We start from the raw sequence: 21,208 nt of genomic DNA, 5'->3' as shown, positions 1-21,208 counted from the left end.
GAGATATTCTGACTACACTCAATATGACAAAGTATTGATTTTATATAGTTTAATGAATTAACAAAAAGCTATCCAATTTTAATTTTGTGCCATACTGACACCTTTTTTTCTTTTATGATTATTCAATGCTGCCTTAACAAAGGCTACGAATAAAGGGTGTGGATTTGCAACGGTACTTTTATATTCTGGATGATATTGCACTCCAACAAACCAAGGGTGTTCTGGTATTTCAACAATTTCAACCAAACCTGTATCTGGGTTTAAACCTGTTGCAAGCATACCGGCTGCTTCAATTTGAGTTTTAAAGTTACTATTAAATTCATAACGATGTCTGTGGCGTTCATTAATAGTATCGGCCTTATAAATATCTCTAACTGTGCTTCCCATTTTTAAGTCACAAGCCCAAGCCCCTAAACGCATTGTACCACCTTTATCTGTAATACTTTTTTGTTCTTCCATTAAATCTATAACAGGGTTTTTGGTAGTTGTATTCATTTCAGTAGAATCTGCATCAGCTATATTTAAAACATTACGTGCAAACTCAATTACTGCCATTTGCATACCTAAACAAATACCAAAAAATGGTACATTGTTTTCGCGTACATATTTTACGGCATCAATTTTTCCTTCAATACCACGTTCACCAAAACCTGGTGCTACTAAAACTCCATCTAAATGAGATAGTTTCAATTTAGCATTATCATTATTAATATATTCTGAATGTACCGACTCAATATTTACTTTTACTTCATTTGCTGCACCTGCATGTATAAAGGCCTCTAAAATAGACTTATAAGAATCTTGTAACTCAACATATTTGCCTATTAAACCAATGGTTATTTCTGACTTAGGATTTTTATGTTTTGCTAAAAACTCGTTCCATTTATTGATATCTGGAGTGGTACTTTTTAATGCCAATTTTTTAAGCACAACTTTATCCAACCCTTGCTCTAGCATCAAATTAGGTACATCATAAATGGTTGATGCATCAATAGATTGAATTACTGCTTCTTCTCGAACATTACAAAACAGTGCTAATTTACGACGTAAATCTTCCGGTAAATCGTGCTCAGTTCTACAAACTAATATATCAGCTTGCACCCCACTTTCCATTAATGTTTTTACACTATGTTGAGTTGGCTTTGTTTTTAATTCACCAGCAGCTGATAAATATGGCACTAATGTTAAGTGAATTACGATGCCATTATTATCGCCTAAATCCCATCGCAATTGTCGCACAGCTTCAATGTATGGCAACGATTCAATGTCACCAACTGTTCCTCCAATTTCAGTAATTACAATATCGTAGTCACCAGATTTTCCTAAAAGCTGAACACGGTGTTTTATTTCGTCAGTAATATGAGGAACTACTTGTACAGTTTTACCTAAAAACTCTCCTCTGCGTTCTTTTTGAATAACACTTTGGTAAATACGTCCAGTAGTAACATTATTAGCTTGACTGGTAGGTACGTTTAAAAAACGCTCGTAATGCCCTAAATCTAAATCAGTTTCTGCACCATCTTCAGTTACGTAGCATTCTCCATGCTCATAAGGATTTAGTGTTCCTGGATCTACGTTAATATATGGGTCTAGTTTTTGAATAGTTACTCTATAGCCTTGAGCTTGTAGCAATTTAGCTAAAGAGGCGGCTATAATGCCTTTTCCTAGAGATGATGTAACACCGCCTGTTACGAATATGTATTTTGTTGTAGTTGTCATGTTGCGCTTATAAACGCAGGCAAATTTACAAAATTAAAATAGTTATTAATGAACTCTTATCGAATTTTATAATTAAAGATTTTGATACAATTTTCTCTTTCACTCGTCTCTTTTTTAAAATAACTTAAAAAAAATGCAATAGATTCGGAAAAATTCGTCTTTCTAATTGTAAAGCTATTAAAAAAGGCTTTTAAATGAACTCAGAATCAGAAAACAATAAAAAGCTCAAAGATTTTTTTGGTAAAGAATACCATTCGCTTAAAGCTTATGTAAATTCTAAAATAAGGGCAAATGCAGATCGAGATGCCGAGGACATTATACAAGATGTAGCTTTAAAATTATTTACTGGAGCTGACAGATATTCACCAATAAACAATGTAGCAGGTTTTGTTTATTACGCTATTAAAAATAAGATTATTGATGTAATGAGAACGAATAACAAGCAAATTATTAATCATGAAAGTCAAAGTGAGGCTAAATTAATTGAGTTTGCTAGCTTATTATATGACACATCTGATAATTATTATGCAGAACAGATGAAAGATGAGCTAAAGAAAGCCATATTAAACCTTAAACCAGATTATCGTGATATTATAATTGCAGTAGATTTTGAAAACTACACTTATAAGGAAATCGCTTTAGAAACTGGAGTTCCAGTTGGAACACTAATGTCGAGAAGACATAGAGCTATTTCACTTTTGTACAAAAATTTAAAACATAAAAAAGAAATTATTAATTAAAAAAAAACATATGTCAAATTATTTTAAACATAAATTTCGTGGAAAATCTCTAGGAGAGATTATAGGGATAGTAATTTTTGGAGGCATTTTTATAACTGGTTTAGCTATATTATTTGGTTTTATAATAATGTGGTTATGGAATTGGTTAATGCCTATGATATTTGGACTTACCACACTTACATTTTGGGAAGCAGTCGGAATTTTTATACTCTTTAAAATATTACTTGGTGGTTGTAATTTTGGAGGTGACGGTAATTCATCAAAGAAATCAAAATCTAGTTGCAAAGAAGGTGGCAAAGGTGAGTTTTCTAAATGGAAACATTATGACAAGTTTTGGAAAGAAGAAGGCAATGAAGCTTATGAAAAATACATTGAACGTATGACTAATGAGACTGAATCAAATGATTAATTTTTTTTATCATAATTATAAATCATCTTCAAAATTATTAATATTTAAAACAAATATTAAGACAAAGAAAAAGGTGAAAAATATAAAACCTTTTTTCGACAACCATTCTAGTGTCATAAAATGGTCTATTGATATTGAAGATATAGATAATGTACTAAAGATTGAAGCTACCACTAATTCAAGTGAAAACGATTTTATTAATCAAATAAAAGCGCTAGGGTTTTATTGTGATGTTTTGGTAGATTAATTATTATTTACTTAGGGTACTGCTTTTTAATATTTCGTATTAAATCTTCAAGTCCATTTAATTTAAGCTCGTAAACTTGTTTAAGCATAGTTCCTAATTTTCCTTTAGGAAAACCTTTATTATTATACCAAACCACATAATATTCTGGTAAATCAATTAAATAGCGATCTTTATATTTCCCAAAAGGCATTTTGGTATGTGCTAATTTTATTAGAAAATTTTTGTCAGGAGTCATGCTACTACTCTACAGATTTATACTTTGAAAATTTTTTAAGCTCTTCTGCAATATAGGTTTTCCATTTCGCTTGATTTTCAAAATTCCTAGAGTAATTGCTTTCAGTATCATATTTATTCTGCAAAAGAGACAATTCTTTATTTACCGCTTTATTAAGCTCTCGCAATTCCTTTTTGATGTTGTTTGATAATTTTAGCTGACTTATTCGATGCCTAAATTTACGCGCATGTAGCTCAGTAATATCAAAATGTAATTGCTCGTGTCCTAAAACATGAGCATCAGCTACATCTGGTTTATACCATGATTGTTCTGGATAAAAATGACAAAACACTTCGGTAGTAAAACTTATAACTCTAGAATCTGATTCTTTTACTGAAAACCCAAACGAAATACCAGAAGCAGTTATGGCTACTGCACTAACACCATAATCTGGTTTTCCATTAAAATCTGCCCAAGATAACTTATAAGATTCGTTCCAAGACATTACAGCTTCGTCTTGAACACAAAAAAAACAGCATAAAATTAAAAGTACTTTTACCACAGACAAACAATTACTATAACAATTATAAAACGGTTAGCTAGTAAGCTTATTGTTTTACCTCAACAATTGTTAAATCTTGATACTTTACTAAATATACGGAATCGTTATAATAACCACCGAAAAGCTTCTTTTTGTACGCAAACTTGTTTTCAATATATTCTGTTAGTGGCGCATTGTTAACAGACATAAACAAATCTTCTGAAGTTACTATACGTAATATTACGTCCATAGTTAAATCAAACCCTTTAACTGCAGCACTATTTGGCGTCGTTTTATAAAGTCTCCTATACCTATTAACGAAAACATTATCATCAGCTTCGTTATACGATTTTGATGTTGCTGCATAATGAAATTGCAATTTTGATAGATGTTCGTTTGACACCCCATCAGCAGTAAATGCATTATTCATATTTGCAGTAACTAATGTTATTTCTAGAGCATCAGTATTTGTACTTTTATCTTCTTCTTTAATTAACGATGCTAAAATACTAGTAGCATTAGACACAAAGCCTTCGTTTTTTGTTTCTAAAAACACAATATTTTTACCTGGCTTTAGGGCATCTTCAATATCTTGCTTTGTAACAAAAAATTCATCCTCTCCACTTTTCTTGTTTTTTCTGGAATGAACTTGCTTAGCATAATTAAATTCACGCTTTAAATCATTTGATACATTTGTGTGTTTAGAATCTGATATTATTATAATGTTGCTAGTCAGAGTATCAGCTTTTATATAATTGACCAAAGTACTTTTTAATCTATCATTTGATGGTTTTGATTGAAATACATTGTCGTACAACTTTACATTGGTGCCAATTGGAGACACAATAGGCACATTATAACGTCTTAATTTTGATGCGGCTTTCTCAAAAGTATTTGAGGTTAATGGGCCTATAACAACATCTACCGTTTCAAAATCATTATCGTCTATTATTTTTGAAACCTCTCCAACTTCATTCTTAGTATCGTAAACATCTACTTTAACTGAAACCCCTAAAGTTTTTAAAGAATCTATGGCTAATAAAACACCAGAATAGAAATCTAATGATGCATTTAAATAACGGTCTTTTATTATACTTTTTTTAGTATCATCAGCAGTATTAAAATCTACTCGATTCAATCTAAAAGGTAGCATAATAGCAATACGTTTTGTATTAAAATCAACAATACTATCAGATAAATTAATTTTGTTTGATTCTTCAATTGAAAAAGTGTCAGAAAAAGGTATTTTTAAAATCATACCTACTTTTAATCCACTTTCTGCCAACCCTGGGTTTAATGCTTCTATTTCGGTTTGTTCTAACCCTAATTTAAGTTTTAATCGGTAAAACCCTTCTTTTGGTAATACCTTATAATAGCTGTATTTTTCGTCAACCTCTTGCTCTTTATCATCGTCAATGTTTGGCACTAAAATTTCTTGACCATCTTGTAAAACTTCTCCCATTTCTGGATTAAGTTCTTCTAGCTCTCTAACAGAAATTCCAAATCTATATGCAATTCGCCATTTACCTTCTTTAGGCTGTACAATGTAAGTTTTGGTAAGCTCTACTTCTTCTATTTCTTCAGTTATTTTAAATATTGGTATTTGAAGCTTATCTCCCTTTCTAAGCGGATCTGCATATAGAAATTTATTATACTTTTTTATATCCTCTTCAGATATGTCGTATTTTTTAGCTAAGCTATATAAGGTTTCTTTTCTTCTTGTTTTATGTTTTTTAAACCCTTGTAACTCTTTAACTAGAGTAATTTTAGGTTTTTTAGATTTTGAAACTGGAATAATTAAAACTGTATTTGGTTTTAATTCCTCTTTTGCATCAGGATTTAATGCATAAATATCTGAAACAGTAACATAATAGCGACTTGCTATTTGCTCAATAGTTTCTCCTTTTTTAACTTGATGAGTGCTAAAATTTTGAGCATTGACAGTATTAAAACTAAAAAGTAGTATTAAACATAAAACGAAAAGAAATTTATTCATGTAATCTATTTTTTAAAATTGCGTTAAAGATATTATCCTTAGACATCTATCTGGGTAAATTTTATTCTTCTATTTTTACTATTTGCATATAGTATGCCAAAAATAAAAGATAAAATGTAAAGCCTGACACTATTTTTTTAACTTACTTAATTATATACGAGTATTTAATAAAAATCAGATAACTTTATACAATAAATATAGTTTATAAATATTGAGATCCCCAAATATTATGACACACTAATGATTAGCTAGTCACTAAAATTATTCCCACTCGATTGTAGCAGGTGGTTTTGAACTAATATCGTATACTACTCTATTAACGCCTTTTACTTTATTTATTATGTCGTTTGATGTTTTTTGAAGAAACTCATAAGGCAAATTAACCCAGTCAGCAGTCATACCATCTGTACTTTCTACTGCTCTAAGCGCCACACATTTTTCATAAGTACGTTCGTCTCCCATTACACCTACACTGTTTACGGGTAACAACATAGCTCCAGCTTGCCATACCTTATCATATAAACCCCATTTTTTTAATCCGTTTATAAAAATAGCATCAACTTCTTGAAGAATACGTACTTTTTCGGCAGTGATGTCGCCCAAAATTCTAATCCCTAACCCAGGGCCAGGGAATGGATGGCGCCCCAAAAGTTCTGGATCAATACCTAAAGTAGCACCAACACGTCTTACTTCATCTTTAAAAATAGCACGCAATGGCTCAACAATTTTAAGTTTCATAAAATCAGGCAAGCCACCTACATTATGATGAGATTTAATAGTTGCTGAAGGCCCTCCTGTAGCAGAAACACTTTCTATAACATCTGGATAAATAGTGCCTTGCGCTAACCATTTAACATCTTCAAGCTTATGAGCCTCATCATCAAAAACTTCTATAAAAGCATTACCGATGGCTTTACGCTTTTTCTCAGGATCTTCAATACCTTTCAAAGCATCTAAAAATCGTTGAGAAGCATCAACGCCTTTTACATTAAGCCTCATGCCTTCGTATTGGTTAAGAACGCTTTCAAATTCATTTTTCCGAAGTAAGCCATTATTAACGAAAATACAGTATAGATTTTTACCAATAGCCTTATTTAACAATACTGCAGCTACAGTTGAATCTACACCTCCTGAAAGACCAAGTACTACCTTATCGTTCCCTACTTTTTCTTGAATTGCCTCAACCGTTTCTTCAACAAAAGAATCTGGTGTCCAGTCTTGTGTTAAACCAGCAATATTTACTAAAAAATTTTCCAAAATTTGTTTTCCGTCAGTTGAATGGTAAACCTCTGGGTGAAATTGAATAGCAAAAGTCTGTTCGCCATCAATTTTGTAAGCAGCATTTTCAACATCATTAGTACTGGCTAATAAAACAGCATTATTTGGTAATTGTTTAATAGTATCGCTATGACTCATCCAAACTTGACTTCCTACAGATACATTATCAAAAAACCCTTCATCAGCTTTTATAAAAGACAGATTTGCTCGACCATACTCTCTAGTATTTGATGGTGCTACTTCTCCTCCAGAAAAATGGGCTAAATATTGCGCTCCATAACAAACTCCTAATAGTGGTTTTTTAGTTCTTATCTCAGATAAATCTGGATGTAAAGCGGCATCTCCTCTTACAGAAAATGGACTACCAGAAAGAATTACTGCTTTGTAATCTTCTAAAGTTGATGGAATTTTGTTAAATGGGTGTATTTCGGAATATATGTTAAGTTCTCTAACTCTACGCGCAATAAGTTGTGTGTATTGCGATCCGAAGTCTAAAATTAATACCTTGTCGTGTTGCATGCGCAAAAGTAAGAATTGATTTTATATTGACGAATATAGGATTAACAATTTTTTAAACTTTTTTACACCATAGAGTCCAAAATTAATTTGATGTCCTTTTCCGTAGTATCTGGGTTAATAAAACAGAAACGTGAAACTGTTTCAAAAGTATCTCCTTTTTTCCATTTGGTTGGCGTTACTAAAGCAAATCCTTTTTTATGATTTTCATAGGTCCAATGGGTATAATCTTCGGGCTTCCACCCTAATCTTCTATATAATACACACGACAAACTAGGCTCCCTTACTAATTCAACATTAGGGTTTTCTTTTATCATTCTACCTGCAATTTGAGCTAACTCTATACCGCGCTCAACCGCTTCTTTATATCTATCAGTACCATGTGTTGCTAATGAAAACCATAAAGGTAACCCTCTAACACGGCGTGTTAGCTGAATTTGATAATCGGTTGGATTAAAACCATGTGCGCCATCATCTTTAAAAATATCTAAATACGAGCCTTGTTGTGAATGAGCATTTTTAGCTAACTCTGGATTTTTATATATTACAGCGCCACAATCGTAGGGTGAAAACATCCATTTGTGTGGATCGACAGTAATACTGTCTGCTCTCTCAATACCATTAAATAATTGCCTAACAGAATCTGCAGCCAAAGCGCCTCCACCATAAGCAGCGTCAACATGAAACCATAGATTTTCTTTTTCACAGATTGAAGCTATTCCTTCTAAATCATCAATAATACCTGCATTGGTAGTGCCTCCTGTGCCAACAACAGCAAATAAACGTTTACGCTGATGCTCGGTTAAACTATTGATAGCTTTTTGTAATTCTGAGCCATGCATCACATCTTCTGTATCTACTAAAAGAATATCAACATCTGCAACTTTAGCCATTGCTTTTATTGAAGAATGCGCACCTATTGATGTGATAATTAACCCTTTTTCTCCTTTAAAATCATCATTCTCTCGCCAATGCTCGCGGGCTGTTACTATGGCAGATAGATTGGCTGCTGTACCTCCGCTAGTAAAAACACCAAAAGCGCCTTTTGGTAACCCTGTTAAAGACACTATCCATTTCATAGCTTCGTTTTCGCAAAAAATACCGCCAGCTCCTTCCATCCAATAAGCTCCATGAATACTAGAGGCCGATGTTACTAAATCGAACATAATTGCTGCTCTTGTTGGGGCCGCTGGCACAAACGCTAAATGCCTTGGATGATCTATAGGAACATTAGTTTTCATTAAATGCTTCCTCCACTTTTTAAAAGCAACTTCTCCGCCTATACCTTCTTTGGTAATAGTTTCTCCTACCAATGCTTTTAATTCTTCAGCTTTTTTGGGCTTTCCAATTTTTGGATTCGTAGAAGAAATCCTATCAATAGTATACTTCATGACATCCATTGTCATTTCTACTAGTTCTATATCTATTTTATGCATTTTGTGTTACGAGTTTAATATTAAAAACTCACCTCTTAAAGGCTCTAGACTTTCAACTAATTTTGGTATTAGTTGCTCTCCATACTCCAAATAAAATTCAGAAAAATTAGCTTGTCGTTCCTGTAAACTCTGGTTTGGAAATAAAACTCTTTGAATATCTGTCATCCTAGAAACTTGGTCTGCTAATTTTACTTTTTGAGATTTCAACAGGCGTTTTTCAAGATTATCTAACCCCTTTAGTTGTTTAACTTCTTGGGCTTTTACTGCTCCTAAAAATGATTCATCAGTAAGCTTTGCTAATTTATGCAAATCTTCAAATTGTTTTTTAAGATGCTCTCTTTGCGAAGAAAAATCGATTTCAATATCAGAAATTTGTCTTACTTTTTTATTAATAAAAGCATCGCTTTTTAAAAAAACATCTTCTTTTTGAATATTTAATCTTTCAAGTTTTTTATGCTGATTTTCGGTTTGAATCAAAACCGAATTACGTAACAATAACATTGGAAACGGTACATTTACTTCATCAAAAAAATGTTTTAACTGAAACCAATAGGCTAACTCACCACCACCACCAATGTAACACAAGTTTGGCAAAATAACTTCTTGATACACAGGACGCATAATTACATTTGGTGAAAATCGTTCAGCATGTTTTTTGACTTCATTCAAAATTTCATCTTTAGTAAAAGTTAAATCTGTATTATTAACTTTATAAACGCCTTCTTCAAAAATAATGCGCTCTCGCAAATTTTCTTTTAAATAAAAAAGATTTATTTCTCTAGGATTAACCTGAATATTATATGATTTTGAAAGTGCTTTATTTGTTTCAGAAACTGTTTTAAATGATGTTTGGTTTAATAACTCGTCTACAATAAATGGAACAAATTGTTTTTTTAAATCAGTAACATTAGCATCAATAATTACTAAACCATAATCTGCAAACAACTCATTTGCCAAAAAACGTGTTGCATCAGTTAAATTGCTATGTTTTATATAGGCTTTTTCAAATAAGCGCTTTAAATAATTTGAATTTTTACTATTACCTAATTCTTTTGAAAACAAATCAAAAACATCATCTAAACCTTCTGTTGTTAATTCTCCAACTGCGCCACTAGAATCCTTATTCCATTGTAGTTTCTTCCCTTTAAAATTGAAAAAATTTATTTCTTGAAAATCATGATCCTCAGTAGCCATCCAATAAATAGGCACAAAATTATATTTTGGATAGGTTTCTTTTAATTTTTTTGAAAGATTAATTGTGGATACTATTTTATATAAAAAATACAATGGCCCTGTAAATAAATTTAACTGGTGCCCTGTAGTTATTGTAAACGTATTATTCTTTTTTAGTAACTCAATGTTTTGAAGTGTAAGTTCTGATGCTTCAATATTTTTGTATTGCTCACTTAAAACAGAAGCTAAAACTAAGCGATGAGTTTCAGAAGTAAGTTTAGAATGATTTCTCTCTTCTATTTGAGATTTGAAATTTTGAAGATTAGGAAAACGATTATAAAATGAATTAAGCTCGTTTTTTTCGTCTAAATAATCACAAATAAGTGATGAAAAATAACCAGTATTACGAAACGGAATATGATTTTGTTGCATATTTAATTGAAAAATTATGTAAATATACAGCTATTCCATTTTTAAAAATCTAAAAAATAAGTTAAGAGTTTGCTATCTACTAATACCTAAAGCTAAACATAGCTTTAACACCTAAAAAATCAATATTTAAAGTATTTTATAAAAGCTTTGTTAATTCTTACATAACATTAATCCAAGAATACTATTTACATTCTTAATACTCTTTTAATCTTGTTAACTTTTCAATAACCCTAAATTAATACAACAACATTAATAGCTTAACAAGTTTTAAATAGTCTGGTTATAATTTTGGAATCAAATTAATAATCAAAATATATTCAAATCAAATTATGAAAAATTTATTCAAACTATTTTTATTTCTTTTTGTTACAGTAATGGTCAATTCTACATTAATAAGCTGTGATATTGAATCAGGAAAAGACGGACTAAATGGCGTTGACGGTATTGATGGTGCTGACGGACAAGATGGGAATGATGGAAATGATGGCTCAGACGCATCTATTTATTTAACAAACTCTAAAACTCCAAGCTTATTAAAAGTGACAAGTGCTTTTGTTAACTTAAAAATCTTTCCAATATTATCATCTGAAGATGTTATACCAAACACTCCAGATTTTGTTTATGGATCAATGGCTGATGGTGCTGGGTTAATTAATAATGGAGACGATACTTTCACTTTAATCAATAATATTGAAGCAGATTATTCAATTGCTCGTATTATTTTAAACAAAAACTTAAGACCAGTTTCTGGTGAGTATATTTTAAATGCTCAAGCTACTGCAGAAACAGCACAATGCTCTGGTTCCTTAATATCTCCAGAAGAGCATGGGTTTGGTCCATTATACCTTTCTGGTGGAGAATGGGGAGGCGCTTCTAAGGGAGTTTTCCTTACAGACCCTTTTAAAGAAACCACTGACGCTGGTACAGGTCAAATGTTATCAGCTTTTGGCCAATGGTCAACTGAAAATGCTGTAGCAATAGGCAAAGATGCTTACCCAAATAAAACTGTTGCTTTTATTGGTGATGATCACTCTGATAATTCTGTACCTTCTGGTCAATTAGGCATGTATGTTGGTGATAGAGGAGATTTAAATAATGGAAAACTATATGGCCTTAAAGTAACTTCTAGTAGTATAACTTATGAAGTAGATATGACTGAGGGTATTGAATATGATGCTGAATTTGTTGAATTAACTGAAAGAGAAATATCTGCTTTAGATACAGAATGCAAAACTAAAGGCGTTATGGGGTTCTCAAGACTAGAAGATATAGATTGGAGAAGAGGTTCAGCTGCAAATCAAAGAGAAATTTATTTTGCTGTAACTGGACGTAACAAATCAGGTTTAGTTGGGAAAGGATCTATTTTAGGAAGAATTTACAAAGTAACATTAAACGATACTGATCCAACTGGAGCTTGTAAAATTACATGTGTTTTAGATGGTGATAAAGTTGGTGGTAAAGCAGAAGGATTTCATTCTCCAGATAATATTTTAGTCACAGAAAACTACGCCTATATCCAAGAAGATCCAAACGGTTATTTAGACACAGCAACTAATGGCTACGCAAAACTATACCAGTACAATTTAACAAACGGCGAAATTAAAACCGTTTTAGAGTGTGACCAAGATAGAGCAGCTTCCTTAGGATATGGTTCAATCACTAGAAACTGGGAAATTACTGGTATGATTGATGTTACAGATGTTGTAAATAATGGAACAAATACGTTCTTATTAATTACACAAAACCATGGATGGGAGCCTGCAGACGGGACTTCGTTCACAGACCCAAATGCTAATCCTGATTTAGCCAACAGAAAAGAGGGTTCTACTTTATATGTAATCAAAGGTTTAGACAGGTAATTCCATGAAAACATATTTGAATTTTATTACATTCAAAGCAAAAACATGCATATTAAGTGTATGTTTTTTGCTTTTCTACACTTCTTGCTTAGATAAAGAATATAAAAAAATCGATTACCAAGAAAGCCTAAATCAATTAGAAAAGTTATATAAACATAATCTAACTAAAGCTTATATTTTTTTAGACAGTATCAGTTTAAAAAACAATCACGACCTTAATAAATCATACTATATAAATTCAAGAGAGTATTTTAAAAGGAGTGAGCCTATTCTTTCTTTTTTAGAAAAAGAAAACTTTAAATCTTTAAATGCTCCTAACATAATTAAGGTTCATGAAGAAGATCCTACGGATATTAAAATAAATCAACCTATTGGCTACCAAGTTATCGAAGAAAATTTGTTTTCAGAATCAATGGATACAATGGCATTGAAAAGAGCAATCAATATAACAAGTGCTAGACTTAAGCTTATAAAAAATAATAGCAAAACAATACTAAAAGAATATCATTTACTATGGCTAATAAGAGATGCTTTAATTAGAATTACAACTACTGGGTTATCCAATTTTGATTCTCCTGTGTTAGGACAATCTTTAACAGAATCTGGTTATGCATTAAATACTTTAAAAGATATTTTAGCTATTTATGAATCTAAGTTTAGCAATAAATCTCTTTATAATAAATGGCAAGACGAATTGGACAGCTCTATCATATCGCTAAAAACAGATTTTGACACTTTTGATAGGTATGAATACATTAAAACACATGCACACAAACAATTAGAGTTATGGAATGAAACAGTTAAAAACTGGCAGGTAGAATTTCCTTTTGAAATAGCTTTATCTAATGATTTTAATTCTCTATTTAGTGAAAACATGTTTAACAAGCTTCACTTCTCAGATTATAAAAGCGATACAACCAAACTTGAACAAAAAATCATCTTAGGAAAAAAGCTATTTAAAGACGTAAACCTTTCCAAAGAACGTAACATGTCTTGCGCTACATGCCACATAAAAGAAAAAGGGTTTACTGATGGCAAAACTACTTTTGACAATAGGCAGAAAAGGAATACCCCTACTTTAAGTTATGCGGCTTACCAGCAGCTTTATTTTATGGATGCTAGATCTGGGAGCCTTGAAGGTCAAATAGTTGGTGTAGTTAATAATCATGATGAATTTAATATGTCTATGGATTCAATCATTAAAAGAGTAAGAAAAAACACAAAGTATTCTTTTTTATTAGATTCACTATATAACAATGAAAGAGATGACTTTAATTTAAGGCATGCAATAGCTTCTTATGTTAGGACCTTAAACCCTTTTAACTCAAAATTTGATAACAATATTAATGGTAAAGAAAATACTTTAACAAAAAAAGAAAAACGAGGTTTCAACCTATTTATGGGCAAAGCTGCTTGCGCTACATGTCATTTCCCTCCATTATTTAATGGAACTATTCCTCCTAATTTTAATGATACCGAATTAGAGATTATTGGAGTACCAAAAACTAAGGAAAATAAAAACTTAGACGATGATTATGGTAGATATCATTTGTTTAATGTAGAAGAAAGGAAAGGTTCATTTAAAACACCTACAGTACGTAATATAGCCATAACTAACCCATACATGCATAATGGCGTTTACAATACTTTGGAAGAAGTTATGGATTTTTATAACGAAGGGGGCGGTGCAGGTTTAGGTTTTGACTTACCACATCAAACTTTGCCTTTTGATAATTTAAATTTGTCCGAAAGTGAAATTGAATCAATCATTGCATTTATGAAGACACTTACAGATAACTATTAGTTAAAAACTCTCATACGAATATATGCTTTTATGATTCTTTAATTAAAATATCGGTTTTATCGATTTTTAACAAAAAAACCGATTGATTTATGTAATTTTTATTAATTTCACACAACGTCGTCAAAATAAATCAATCATGAAAAATCAAAAATTCATCTTAACCTATTCATTTTTACTCCTTATTTTATTGAGTTGTAATAAATCTGGTGTTTTTGAAGAACCAGATATTGCTGAGCCAGGACCAAGAACTTACGAAGACATTCAAAAAGATTTTGAAGGATTTGATTTTACCCCTGGGCATAATGATGTAGAACTAGAAAATCTTAAAAATGAAATTTGGAAGTTTAGAGTAGTAATGCCCGATGTAGATTTTACAAATAATAACAGGCCTCTAATTATTTCTCTACACGGATGTGCCTCATGTGGTATATCACCAGATTCACATAAATTCACGGAATGTTTAGCAGAAACTGGATTTAGAGCTCTTGATGCCATCATTTTAAGCCCAAATAGTAATGGTAAATTATGGCCTACATTAGAAAACAATGAGCAAGTTATTACTTTAGTAGATTTGGCTTCTACTTACCTTCCTGTAGATACAGATAAAATTGTAATACACGGTTATAGCGACGGAGGTAATGGAAGTTGGTTTTTTTCAGAGACACAGTCTAGTTTATTTTCAGCATCTATTCCTATGGCTAGTCAATACAACACTACAAACAGTGGTGTTGGTAGGCTAATCCCTATACCAGTATATGTTATTCATGGGCAAGAAGACGCACTATTTCCAGTGGGCAATGTCGAAAATTGGGTTAACGCAAGTATTGACTCTGGCAGTGATATTACTATGGTTATTGCTCCAGATTTAACTCATAACGAGCCTTGTGAATACGCCTCTTATTTAGAAGATGCCGCAGATTGGTTGGTAAATGACGTCTGGAATTAATTAAATAATATTTTAAAAACATAAACTCTTTTTGATCCCGATAAATTTATCGGGATTTTTTATAACATATGAATCCATAAATTGAGTAAATTAGTGCTCTACATTAATTTCTTTTTATGAAATGTTATAGCCAGTATATAGGTACTAACCAGAATAAAAATTACGGCTTTACATCTAGTCTTAAAAAACAATAAATATTAACAAATGAAACATTATTTAAATAGTTTTCTTTTTTTTGCTTTTATAGTATTTACGATTAATATTAACTCTCAAAACCTTAAAAGCCCTTCTGAATTTTTAGGCTATAAATTAGGTACTCAATTTTCAAGACATCACCAAGTAGTCGATTACTTTAAGTATTCTGCCAATCAACAACCAAATCAAATAAAGCTTGAAAAATATGGCGAAACTTACGAACGTAGACCATTAATGGTAGCCTATGTTTCATCTGAAGAAAACATACATAACCTTGAAACTATTCGAAAAAACAACTTAAATAATACTGATGTAAACAATAGTACTTCATCTAATACAAATGTCGCTATTGTGTGGCTAAGTTATAATGTACATGGTAACGAAGCATCGAGCACTGAAGCAGCGATGAAAACACTTTATAAGCTTTTAACCGAAAAACAAGACTGGTTAAAAAACACCATAGTTATTATAGATCCATGTATAAACCCTGACGGGCGCGATAGATATGCTAACTGGTTTAACGAAACGGCGAGTGTACCTTATGATATTAATCAACAAGCTAGTGAACATAATGAACCATGGCCAGGGGGAAGACCAAACCATTATCTTTTTGATTTAAATAGAGATTGGGCTTGGGCTACACAAATTGAGTCTGCTTCAAGATTAAAAATATATAACAAATGGTTACCGCATATTCATGTCGATTTTCATGAACAGGGGATTAATGAACCTTATTATTTTGCACCAGCAGCTGAACCTTTTCATGAAATAATTACCAATTGGCAACGTGATTTTCAAACACAAATTGGAAAAAATCACGCTAAATATTTCGATACAGCTGGCTGGCTTTATTTTACAAAAGAGAGGTTCGACCTACTCTACCCTAGTTATGGCGACACCTACCCAACATACATGGGAGCTATTGGTATGACTTACGAGCAAGCCGGTCATGGTCGAGCTGGATTGGGTATTTTAAATGATGAAGGAGACGTTTTAACACTTATTGATAGAATAGCACATCACACAACCACAGGGTTATCTACTGTTGAAATAGCTTCAAAAAATGCTGAAAAATTGAATACTGAGTTTAAAAAATTCTTTAACAATTCAAACTTGAAATATAAAAGCTATGTAATGCAAGGTGATAATGACAAAATTGAATCATTAAAAAAACTGCTTGATAAACACGAGATTAAATATGGTTTCGCTCAAAGTGGAAGGATTAGCGGATATAATTACATGACATCTTCGCAAGGACAAATAAATACATCATCAAAAGATTTGGTAGTAAGCACTAATCAACCAAAAGGAAAAATGGTTAAAGTTCTTTTTGAACCTAATACCAAATTAAGCGATTCAATAACTTATGATATTACTGCATGGAGTATTCCCTATGCTTATGGTTTAAATGCGATGGCTTGCAAAAGCTTAGTAAAATCAAATAGCATATTAAAACAACATGATATAAACAATACTATTAGCAAAACTGCTACAGGCTATATAATAGATTGGAATCATTTAAAAGATGCTGAGTTTTTAGCTGATTTATTAAAACAAAATATTAAAATTAGATTTACCGAAAAAGCATTAAAAACTGGAGGGAAATCTTTTAATAGAGGTTCTCTTATTATAGTTAGAGGAGATAATAAAAAAATTGATGATTTTGATAACATCATTTTAAAATCTGCTAGCAAATACAACCGAGTATTACATGCTGTGCAATCAGGGTTTTCTACTGACGGGCCAGATTTTGGCTCACCAGAAATTAAATTAGTTAACAAACAAAAAATTGCAATGCTTTCGGGTAAAGGTACATCGTCTTTAAATTATGGGGCGCTTTGGCACTTTTTCGAGAGGCAATTGCATTACCCTGTTACATCTGTAAATACTGAAAATTTTGGTGGCTTAGATTTAAGCAAATTTGATGTGCTTATAGTACCTAGTGGGAGTTACAAGAGTGTTTTAAATGATAAAAGTCTTGAAAAAGTAAAATCTTGGGTTGCAAAAGGCGGAAAAGTAATTGCAATACGTAATGCATTAAATGCTTTTGCAGGTAAAAAAGGGTTTAAATTAAAAAAGAATGAAACTAACAAAAAAAATAAAGATACAAGTAACTTAATTGCGTATGCCAACAGAGAACGTGAGGGTATTAAAAACTTGATTTCTGGCGCAATTTTTAAAACAAAGGTAGATAATACGCATCCAATGGCTTTTGGTTATAACAACACATACTTTTCGCTCAAGTTGGGAAGTAGTTCTTATAAATTATTGGGTGGCAATAATTTTAATGTGACTTATTTGGAAAATAATCCAACACAAGTATCTGGTTTTGCAGGAAGTAATACTTTAAAAAAACTAAACAACTCTTTAGTTTTTGGAGAAGAACGTATTGGAAAAGGGAGTATGATTTATATGGTAGACGATGTTATGTTTAGAAGCTTTTGGGAAAACGGAAAATTGTTTTTAGTAAATGCAATTTTCTTTGTAAACAATAATGCTGTTGAACTATAAAATTTGACACTTGATATTGTGAAAGTTTTCATATAACTTCGTTTAACGGAGTATCTCACTCATTAAAACAGACTGAAATACTCAAAAAGTTGTGTACAATTTAAAAAATGGAATGATTAGAAAATATTTTGCTTACATTTTAATTCTTTTTGGATTACTCTGTTTTTTGATTACTGGGGGCGGATCTTTTCGCTATTCTAATGGTAGCGCATTTAGAAATATTACATATACAGAAGGATTCTTTTTAATAGCTTTTTTTATTATTACACCAATTCTAGGTTACTTCTGTATGAAAATAGGTTTTAGAATTTTAGATAAAATCAAGGAATAACAAAACCATACACGAACACGTTAAACGAACTTCTTCAATTCAAAACCTCAGCATACAAATCGAAATCTTCTGCTTCAATAATTTTAACAGTAGAAAATTCACCAGTCTTTAAATAGGTTTTAGTAGCATCAATAAGTACTTCATTATCTACATCGGGCGAATCAAATTCGGTACGACCAATAAAATAATTACCTTCTTTTCTATCAATAACTACTTTAAACTCCTGCCCAATTTTTTGCTGATTTAATTCCCAAGAAATCTGCGATTGAATTTCCATGATTTGGTTAGCTCTATCGATTTTCACTTCTTCAGTCACATCATCTTCTAAATTATAAGCATGGGTATTCTCTTCATGAGAATATGTAAAGCATCCTAAGCGTTCAAAACGCATTTCTTGAACCCAACTTTTTAAAGTTTGAAAATCTTCTTCCGTTTCTCCAGGATATCCAACAATAAGTGTGGTACGTATCGTCATATCTGGAACAGCTGCTCTAAATTCTTTAAGTAATGCTGTAGTTTTTTCTTTTGTAGTACCGCGACGCATACTCTTTAAAATAGCATCAGAAATATGTTGCAATGGTATATCTAAATAATTACAAACTTTAGGTTCTCGGTTCATTACATCCAGCACATCCATTGGAAACCCTGTTGGAAATGCATAATGTAAACGAATCCACTCCACGCCTTCTACCTTTACTAAGGCTTCAAGTAATTCGGCTAAATTTCGTTTTTTGTATAAGTCTAACCCGTAATAAGTTAAGTCTTGAGCAATTAAAATCAACTCTTTAACACCGTTAGCAGCTAATTTTTCAGCCTCAGTAACAATCTCTTCAATTGGTGTACTTTTATGTTTTCCTCTCATTAAAGGAATAGCGCAAAAACTACATGGTCTGTCGCAACCTTCAGCAATCTTTAAATAAGCATAATTTTTAGGAGTAGTCGTTAAGCGCTCACCAATAAGTTCATGCTTATAATCTGCACCTAAAGCTTTTAGTAAACCTGGTAATTCAGTTGTTCCAAAATACTCATCTACATCAGGAATTTCTTTTACTAAATCTGGTTTATAACGTTCGCTTAAACAGCCTGTTACAAACACTTTATCTACATCTCCTTCTTCCTTTTTTTTAACGTATTCTAAAATAGTATTTACGCTTTCTTCTTTAGCATTATTAATAAATCCGCAGGTATTAATAACAACAATGTTACCTTCCTCTTCGTGTACAACATCTTTATTATTGGCTTTAAGTTGCCCCATTAACACTTCACTGTCGTAAACATTTTTACTACAACCCAAGGTTACTACGTTTATCTTATTTTTTTTAAGAGTTTTTGTGCGCATACGTTCTATAAATCTGGGCGCAAAGATACGTAATACTTAATGATTTAAGATAATTGATTCCCAAATTACAATTTGAATTTCCGTATACTAATTAAACCTTTATTATATTTATATGTCTTAAATTAAAACCTACCACTATGAAAAAGATACTCTATCCCGTTTTATTGGTGATTATTTCTTTTTTTAATTGCTCATCAAATGACAATCCAATTGATGAAAATCTTACAGAAAATGAACTCTATTTTCCTCCTATAAATTCAGATATTTGGGAAACAAAGTCTATAAGTAGTTTAAATTGGAATGAAAGTGCACTACAACCGCTTTTAAGCTTCATTGAAAACAAGGGCACTAAAGCATTTCTTATATTAAAGAATGGTTGCATAGTAGTAGAATGGTATGGAAACGGTGAAGATGAAACTTCAAATTTAGCATGGAATTCTGCGGCTAAAACACTAGTAGCATATACAACTGGTATCGCTCAACAAGAAGGTTACTTAAATATAAATGATGCATCAAAAGATTATTTAGGTAATGGATGGTCCAACTTAACACAGGAACAAGAAGAAGCCATAAGTATTTGGAATCATTTAACTATGACTACTGGTTTAGACTATACGGTATCTAATAATAATTGTACAGACCCTGAATGCTTTATTTATAAAAATGAGCCAGATAGCTTTTGGTATTATCATAATGGGGCATACACTATTTTGCATGATATTGTAGCCAAAGCTGTAAATACTGATTTTAATAGTTATTTTAATGATAAGCTGAGAAATAAAATTGGCATGCAAGGTACATGGATACCTTTTGGGTATTATAAATTATATTATAGTAATGCTAGAAGTATGGCTAGGTTTGGGTTATTAAATTTAAATAAAGGGAAATGGAATGGAACAGATGTTTTAAATGACAACAGCTATTTTGAAGCCATGACAAACACTTCTCAAGACCTAAATAAAGCCTATGGGTATTTATGGTGGTTAAACGGAAAGAGCAATTATAGAAGCCCCGGTTTGACTTTAGAGTTTCAAGGAAAATTGATTCCGAATGCTCCAGATGATTTAATTGCTGGTTTAGGTAAAAATGACCAAAAATTATACATTGTCCCTAGTCAAAACCTAGTTATTGTCAGAATGGGTGATGATGCTGGCGACTTGTTATTAGGTCCATCAAGTTTTGACAACGACCTTTGGGGAGAAATTAATAAGTTGATTAATTAATTTTTTAGACTATCTCTATTTCGGCTTTAATAACAAAACGTATAATTCAGATCTATACGTACTATCTTCACTTTAGTATAAATATGAAATTGTAAAAACAAATAATTATCTTCAAATTACAAGAAATAATTGCATCTGAGTAATTAACCTTTTCATAAATTTTGCTAATAACCATGGGTGTTTTGTTAAAATGCTCTTAAATCTATCTCTACATTTCAATAATAAGGAGTTAATACTGCTATTCTAGTTATAGTTTCGCTTTATCAAATAAACTACTCTTAGCAATAAACTAGGAATGG

At 31.6% G+C, this 21,208-nt stretch carries 17 protein-coding genes; 9 read left to right on the top strand and 8 right to left on the bottom strand.

Annotation, left to right across the window (positions count from 1 at the left end; translation table 11 throughout):
* Nucleotides 1–78 precede the first annotated feature (78 nt).
* Nucleotides 79–1,719 (bottom strand): CTP synthase, encoded by a 1,641-nt coding sequence (gene pyrG / locus M3P09_RS06500; RefSeq protein WP_249972477.1) that lies wholly within the window; start codon nucleotides 1,717–1,719, stop codon nucleotides 79–81.
* A gap of 194 nt (nucleotides 1,720–1,913) precedes the next feature.
* Here pyrG and M3P09_RS06495 point away from each other — a divergent pair, with 194 nt between their 5' ends.
* The 3 genes from M3P09_RS06495 (at nucleotide 1,914) to M3P09_RS06485 (ending at nucleotide 3,115) form a co-directional block, all read left to right on the top strand.
* Nucleotides 1,914–2,459 (top strand): RNA polymerase sigma factor, encoded by a 546-nt coding sequence (locus M3P09_RS06495; protein ID WP_249972476.1) that lies wholly within the window; start codon nucleotides 1,914–1,916, stop codon nucleotides 2,457–2,459.
* A gap of 10 nt (nucleotides 2,460–2,469) precedes the next feature.
* A complete protein-coding gene (locus M3P09_RS06490) occupies nucleotides 2,470–2,868 on the top strand; it encodes a hypothetical protein (protein ID WP_099565558.1) in 399 nt (132 codons plus the stop codon).
* A gap of 73 nt (nucleotides 2,869–2,941) precedes the next feature.
* A complete protein-coding gene (locus M3P09_RS06485) occupies nucleotides 2,942–3,115 on the top strand; it encodes a hypothetical protein (RefSeq protein ID WP_249972475.1) in 174 nt (57 codons plus the stop codon).
* A gap of 7 nt (nucleotides 3,116–3,122) precedes the next feature.
* On the opposite strand, the gene M3P09_RS06480 is transcribed toward M3P09_RS06485, so the two are convergent.
* From M3P09_RS06480 to bshC, 6 genes are all read right to left on the bottom strand, one after another.
* Nucleotides 3,123–3,350, bottom strand: coding sequence for a DUF3820 family protein (locus tag M3P09_RS06480; protein ID WP_249972474.1), 228 nt, complete (start codon nucleotides 3,348–3,350; stop codon nucleotides 3,123–3,125).
* A gap of 4 nt (nucleotides 3,351–3,354) precedes the next feature.
* The gene (locus tag M3P09_RS06475; RefSeq protein WP_249972473.1) at nucleotides 3,355–3,834 is read right to left on the bottom strand and encodes a DUF922 domain-containing protein; all 480 of its coding nucleotides are present in this window, start codon (nucleotides 3,832–3,834) and stop codon (nucleotides 3,355–3,357) included.
* Nucleotides 3,835–3,937: 103 nt separating this feature from the next.
* Nucleotides 3,938–5,866 carry a LysM peptidoglycan-binding domain-containing protein gene (locus M3P09_RS06470; RefSeq protein WP_249972472.1) on the bottom strand — a complete coding sequence of 643 codons (1,929 nt, stop codon included), beginning with the start codon at nucleotides 5,864–5,866 and terminating at the stop codon, nucleotides 3,938–3,940.
* Between the two features lie 261 nt (nucleotides 5,867–6,127).
* Nucleotides 6,128–7,663, bottom strand: coding sequence for a glutamine-hydrolyzing GMP synthase (gene guaA / locus M3P09_RS06465; RefSeq protein ID WP_249972471.1), 1,536 nt, complete (start codon nucleotides 7,661–7,663; stop codon nucleotides 6,128–6,130).
* Nucleotides 7,664–7,725: 62 nt separating this feature from the next.
* Nucleotides 7,726–9,096 (bottom strand): pyridoxal phosphate-dependent decarboxylase family protein, encoded by a 1,371-nt coding sequence (locus M3P09_RS06460; RefSeq protein WP_099565564.1) that lies wholly within the window; start codon nucleotides 9,094–9,096, stop codon nucleotides 7,726–7,728.
* 6 nt (nucleotides 9,097–9,102) lie between these two features.
* The gene (gene bshC / locus M3P09_RS06455) at nucleotides 9,103–10,701 is read right to left on the bottom strand and encodes a bacillithiol biosynthesis cysteine-adding enzyme BshC (RefSeq protein WP_249972470.1); all 1,599 of its coding nucleotides are present in this window, start codon (nucleotides 10,699–10,701) and stop codon (nucleotides 9,103–9,105) included.
* Between the two features lie 329 nt (nucleotides 10,702–11,030).
* Here bshC and M3P09_RS06450 point away from each other — a divergent pair, with 329 nt between their 5' ends.
* The 5 genes from M3P09_RS06450 to M3P09_RS06430 all read left to right on the top strand — a co-directional run bounded on the left by M3P09_RS06450 (nucleotide 11,031) and on the right by M3P09_RS06430 (nucleotide 18,347).
* Entirely contained in the window at nucleotides 11,031–12,560 is a 1,530-nt protein-coding gene (locus M3P09_RS06450) for a PhoX family protein (protein WP_249972469.1), read from the top strand.
* A gap of 4 nt (nucleotides 12,561–12,564) precedes the next feature.
* The gene (locus M3P09_RS06445; RefSeq protein ID WP_249972468.1) at nucleotides 12,565–14,364 is read left to right on the top strand and encodes a cytochrome-c peroxidase; all 1,800 of its coding nucleotides are present in this window, start codon (nucleotides 12,565–12,567) and stop codon (nucleotides 14,362–14,364) included.
* A gap of 136 nt (nucleotides 14,365–14,500) precedes the next feature.
* Nucleotides 14,501–15,310: a dienelactone hydrolase family protein gene (locus M3P09_RS06440; protein ID WP_099565567.1), complete on the top strand. Its 810-nt coding sequence runs from the start codon at nucleotides 14,501–14,503 to the stop codon at nucleotides 15,308–15,310.
* 204 nt (nucleotides 15,311–15,514) lie between these two features.
* A complete protein-coding gene (locus tag M3P09_RS06435; protein ID WP_249972467.1) occupies nucleotides 15,515–18,016 on the top strand; it encodes a M14 family metallopeptidase in 2,502 nt (833 codons plus the stop codon).
* A gap of 112 nt (nucleotides 18,017–18,128) precedes the next feature.
* Entirely contained in the window at nucleotides 18,129–18,347 is a 219-nt protein-coding gene (locus M3P09_RS06430) for a hypothetical protein (RefSeq protein WP_099565569.1), read from the top strand.
* Nucleotides 18,348–18,381: 34 nt separating this feature from the next.
* On the opposite strand, the gene rimO is transcribed toward M3P09_RS06430, so the two are convergent.
* Nucleotides 18,382–19,686 (bottom strand): 30S ribosomal protein S12 methylthiotransferase RimO, encoded by a 1,305-nt coding sequence (gene rimO / locus M3P09_RS06425; RefSeq protein ID WP_249972466.1) that lies wholly within the window; start codon nucleotides 19,684–19,686, stop codon nucleotides 18,382–18,384.
* A gap of 137 nt (nucleotides 19,687–19,823) precedes the next feature.
* Here rimO and M3P09_RS06420 point away from each other — a divergent pair, with 137 nt between their 5' ends.
* Nucleotides 19,824–20,909, top strand: coding sequence for a serine hydrolase domain-containing protein (locus M3P09_RS06420; protein ID WP_249972465.1), 1,086 nt, complete (start codon nucleotides 19,824–19,826; stop codon nucleotides 20,907–20,909).
* Nucleotides 20,910–21,208: the final 299 nt, after the last annotated feature.

Origin of the sequence: Jejuia spongiicola (assembly GCF_023502325.1) — a bacterium.
GTDB classification, from domain to species: domain Bacteria; phylum Bacteroidota; class Bacteroidia; order Flavobacteriales; family Flavobacteriaceae; genus Wocania_A; species Wocania_A spongiicola.
The sequence above is the reverse complement of the archived record's forward strand: the minus strand, read 5'-3'. Positions and strand labels throughout refer to the sequence as shown.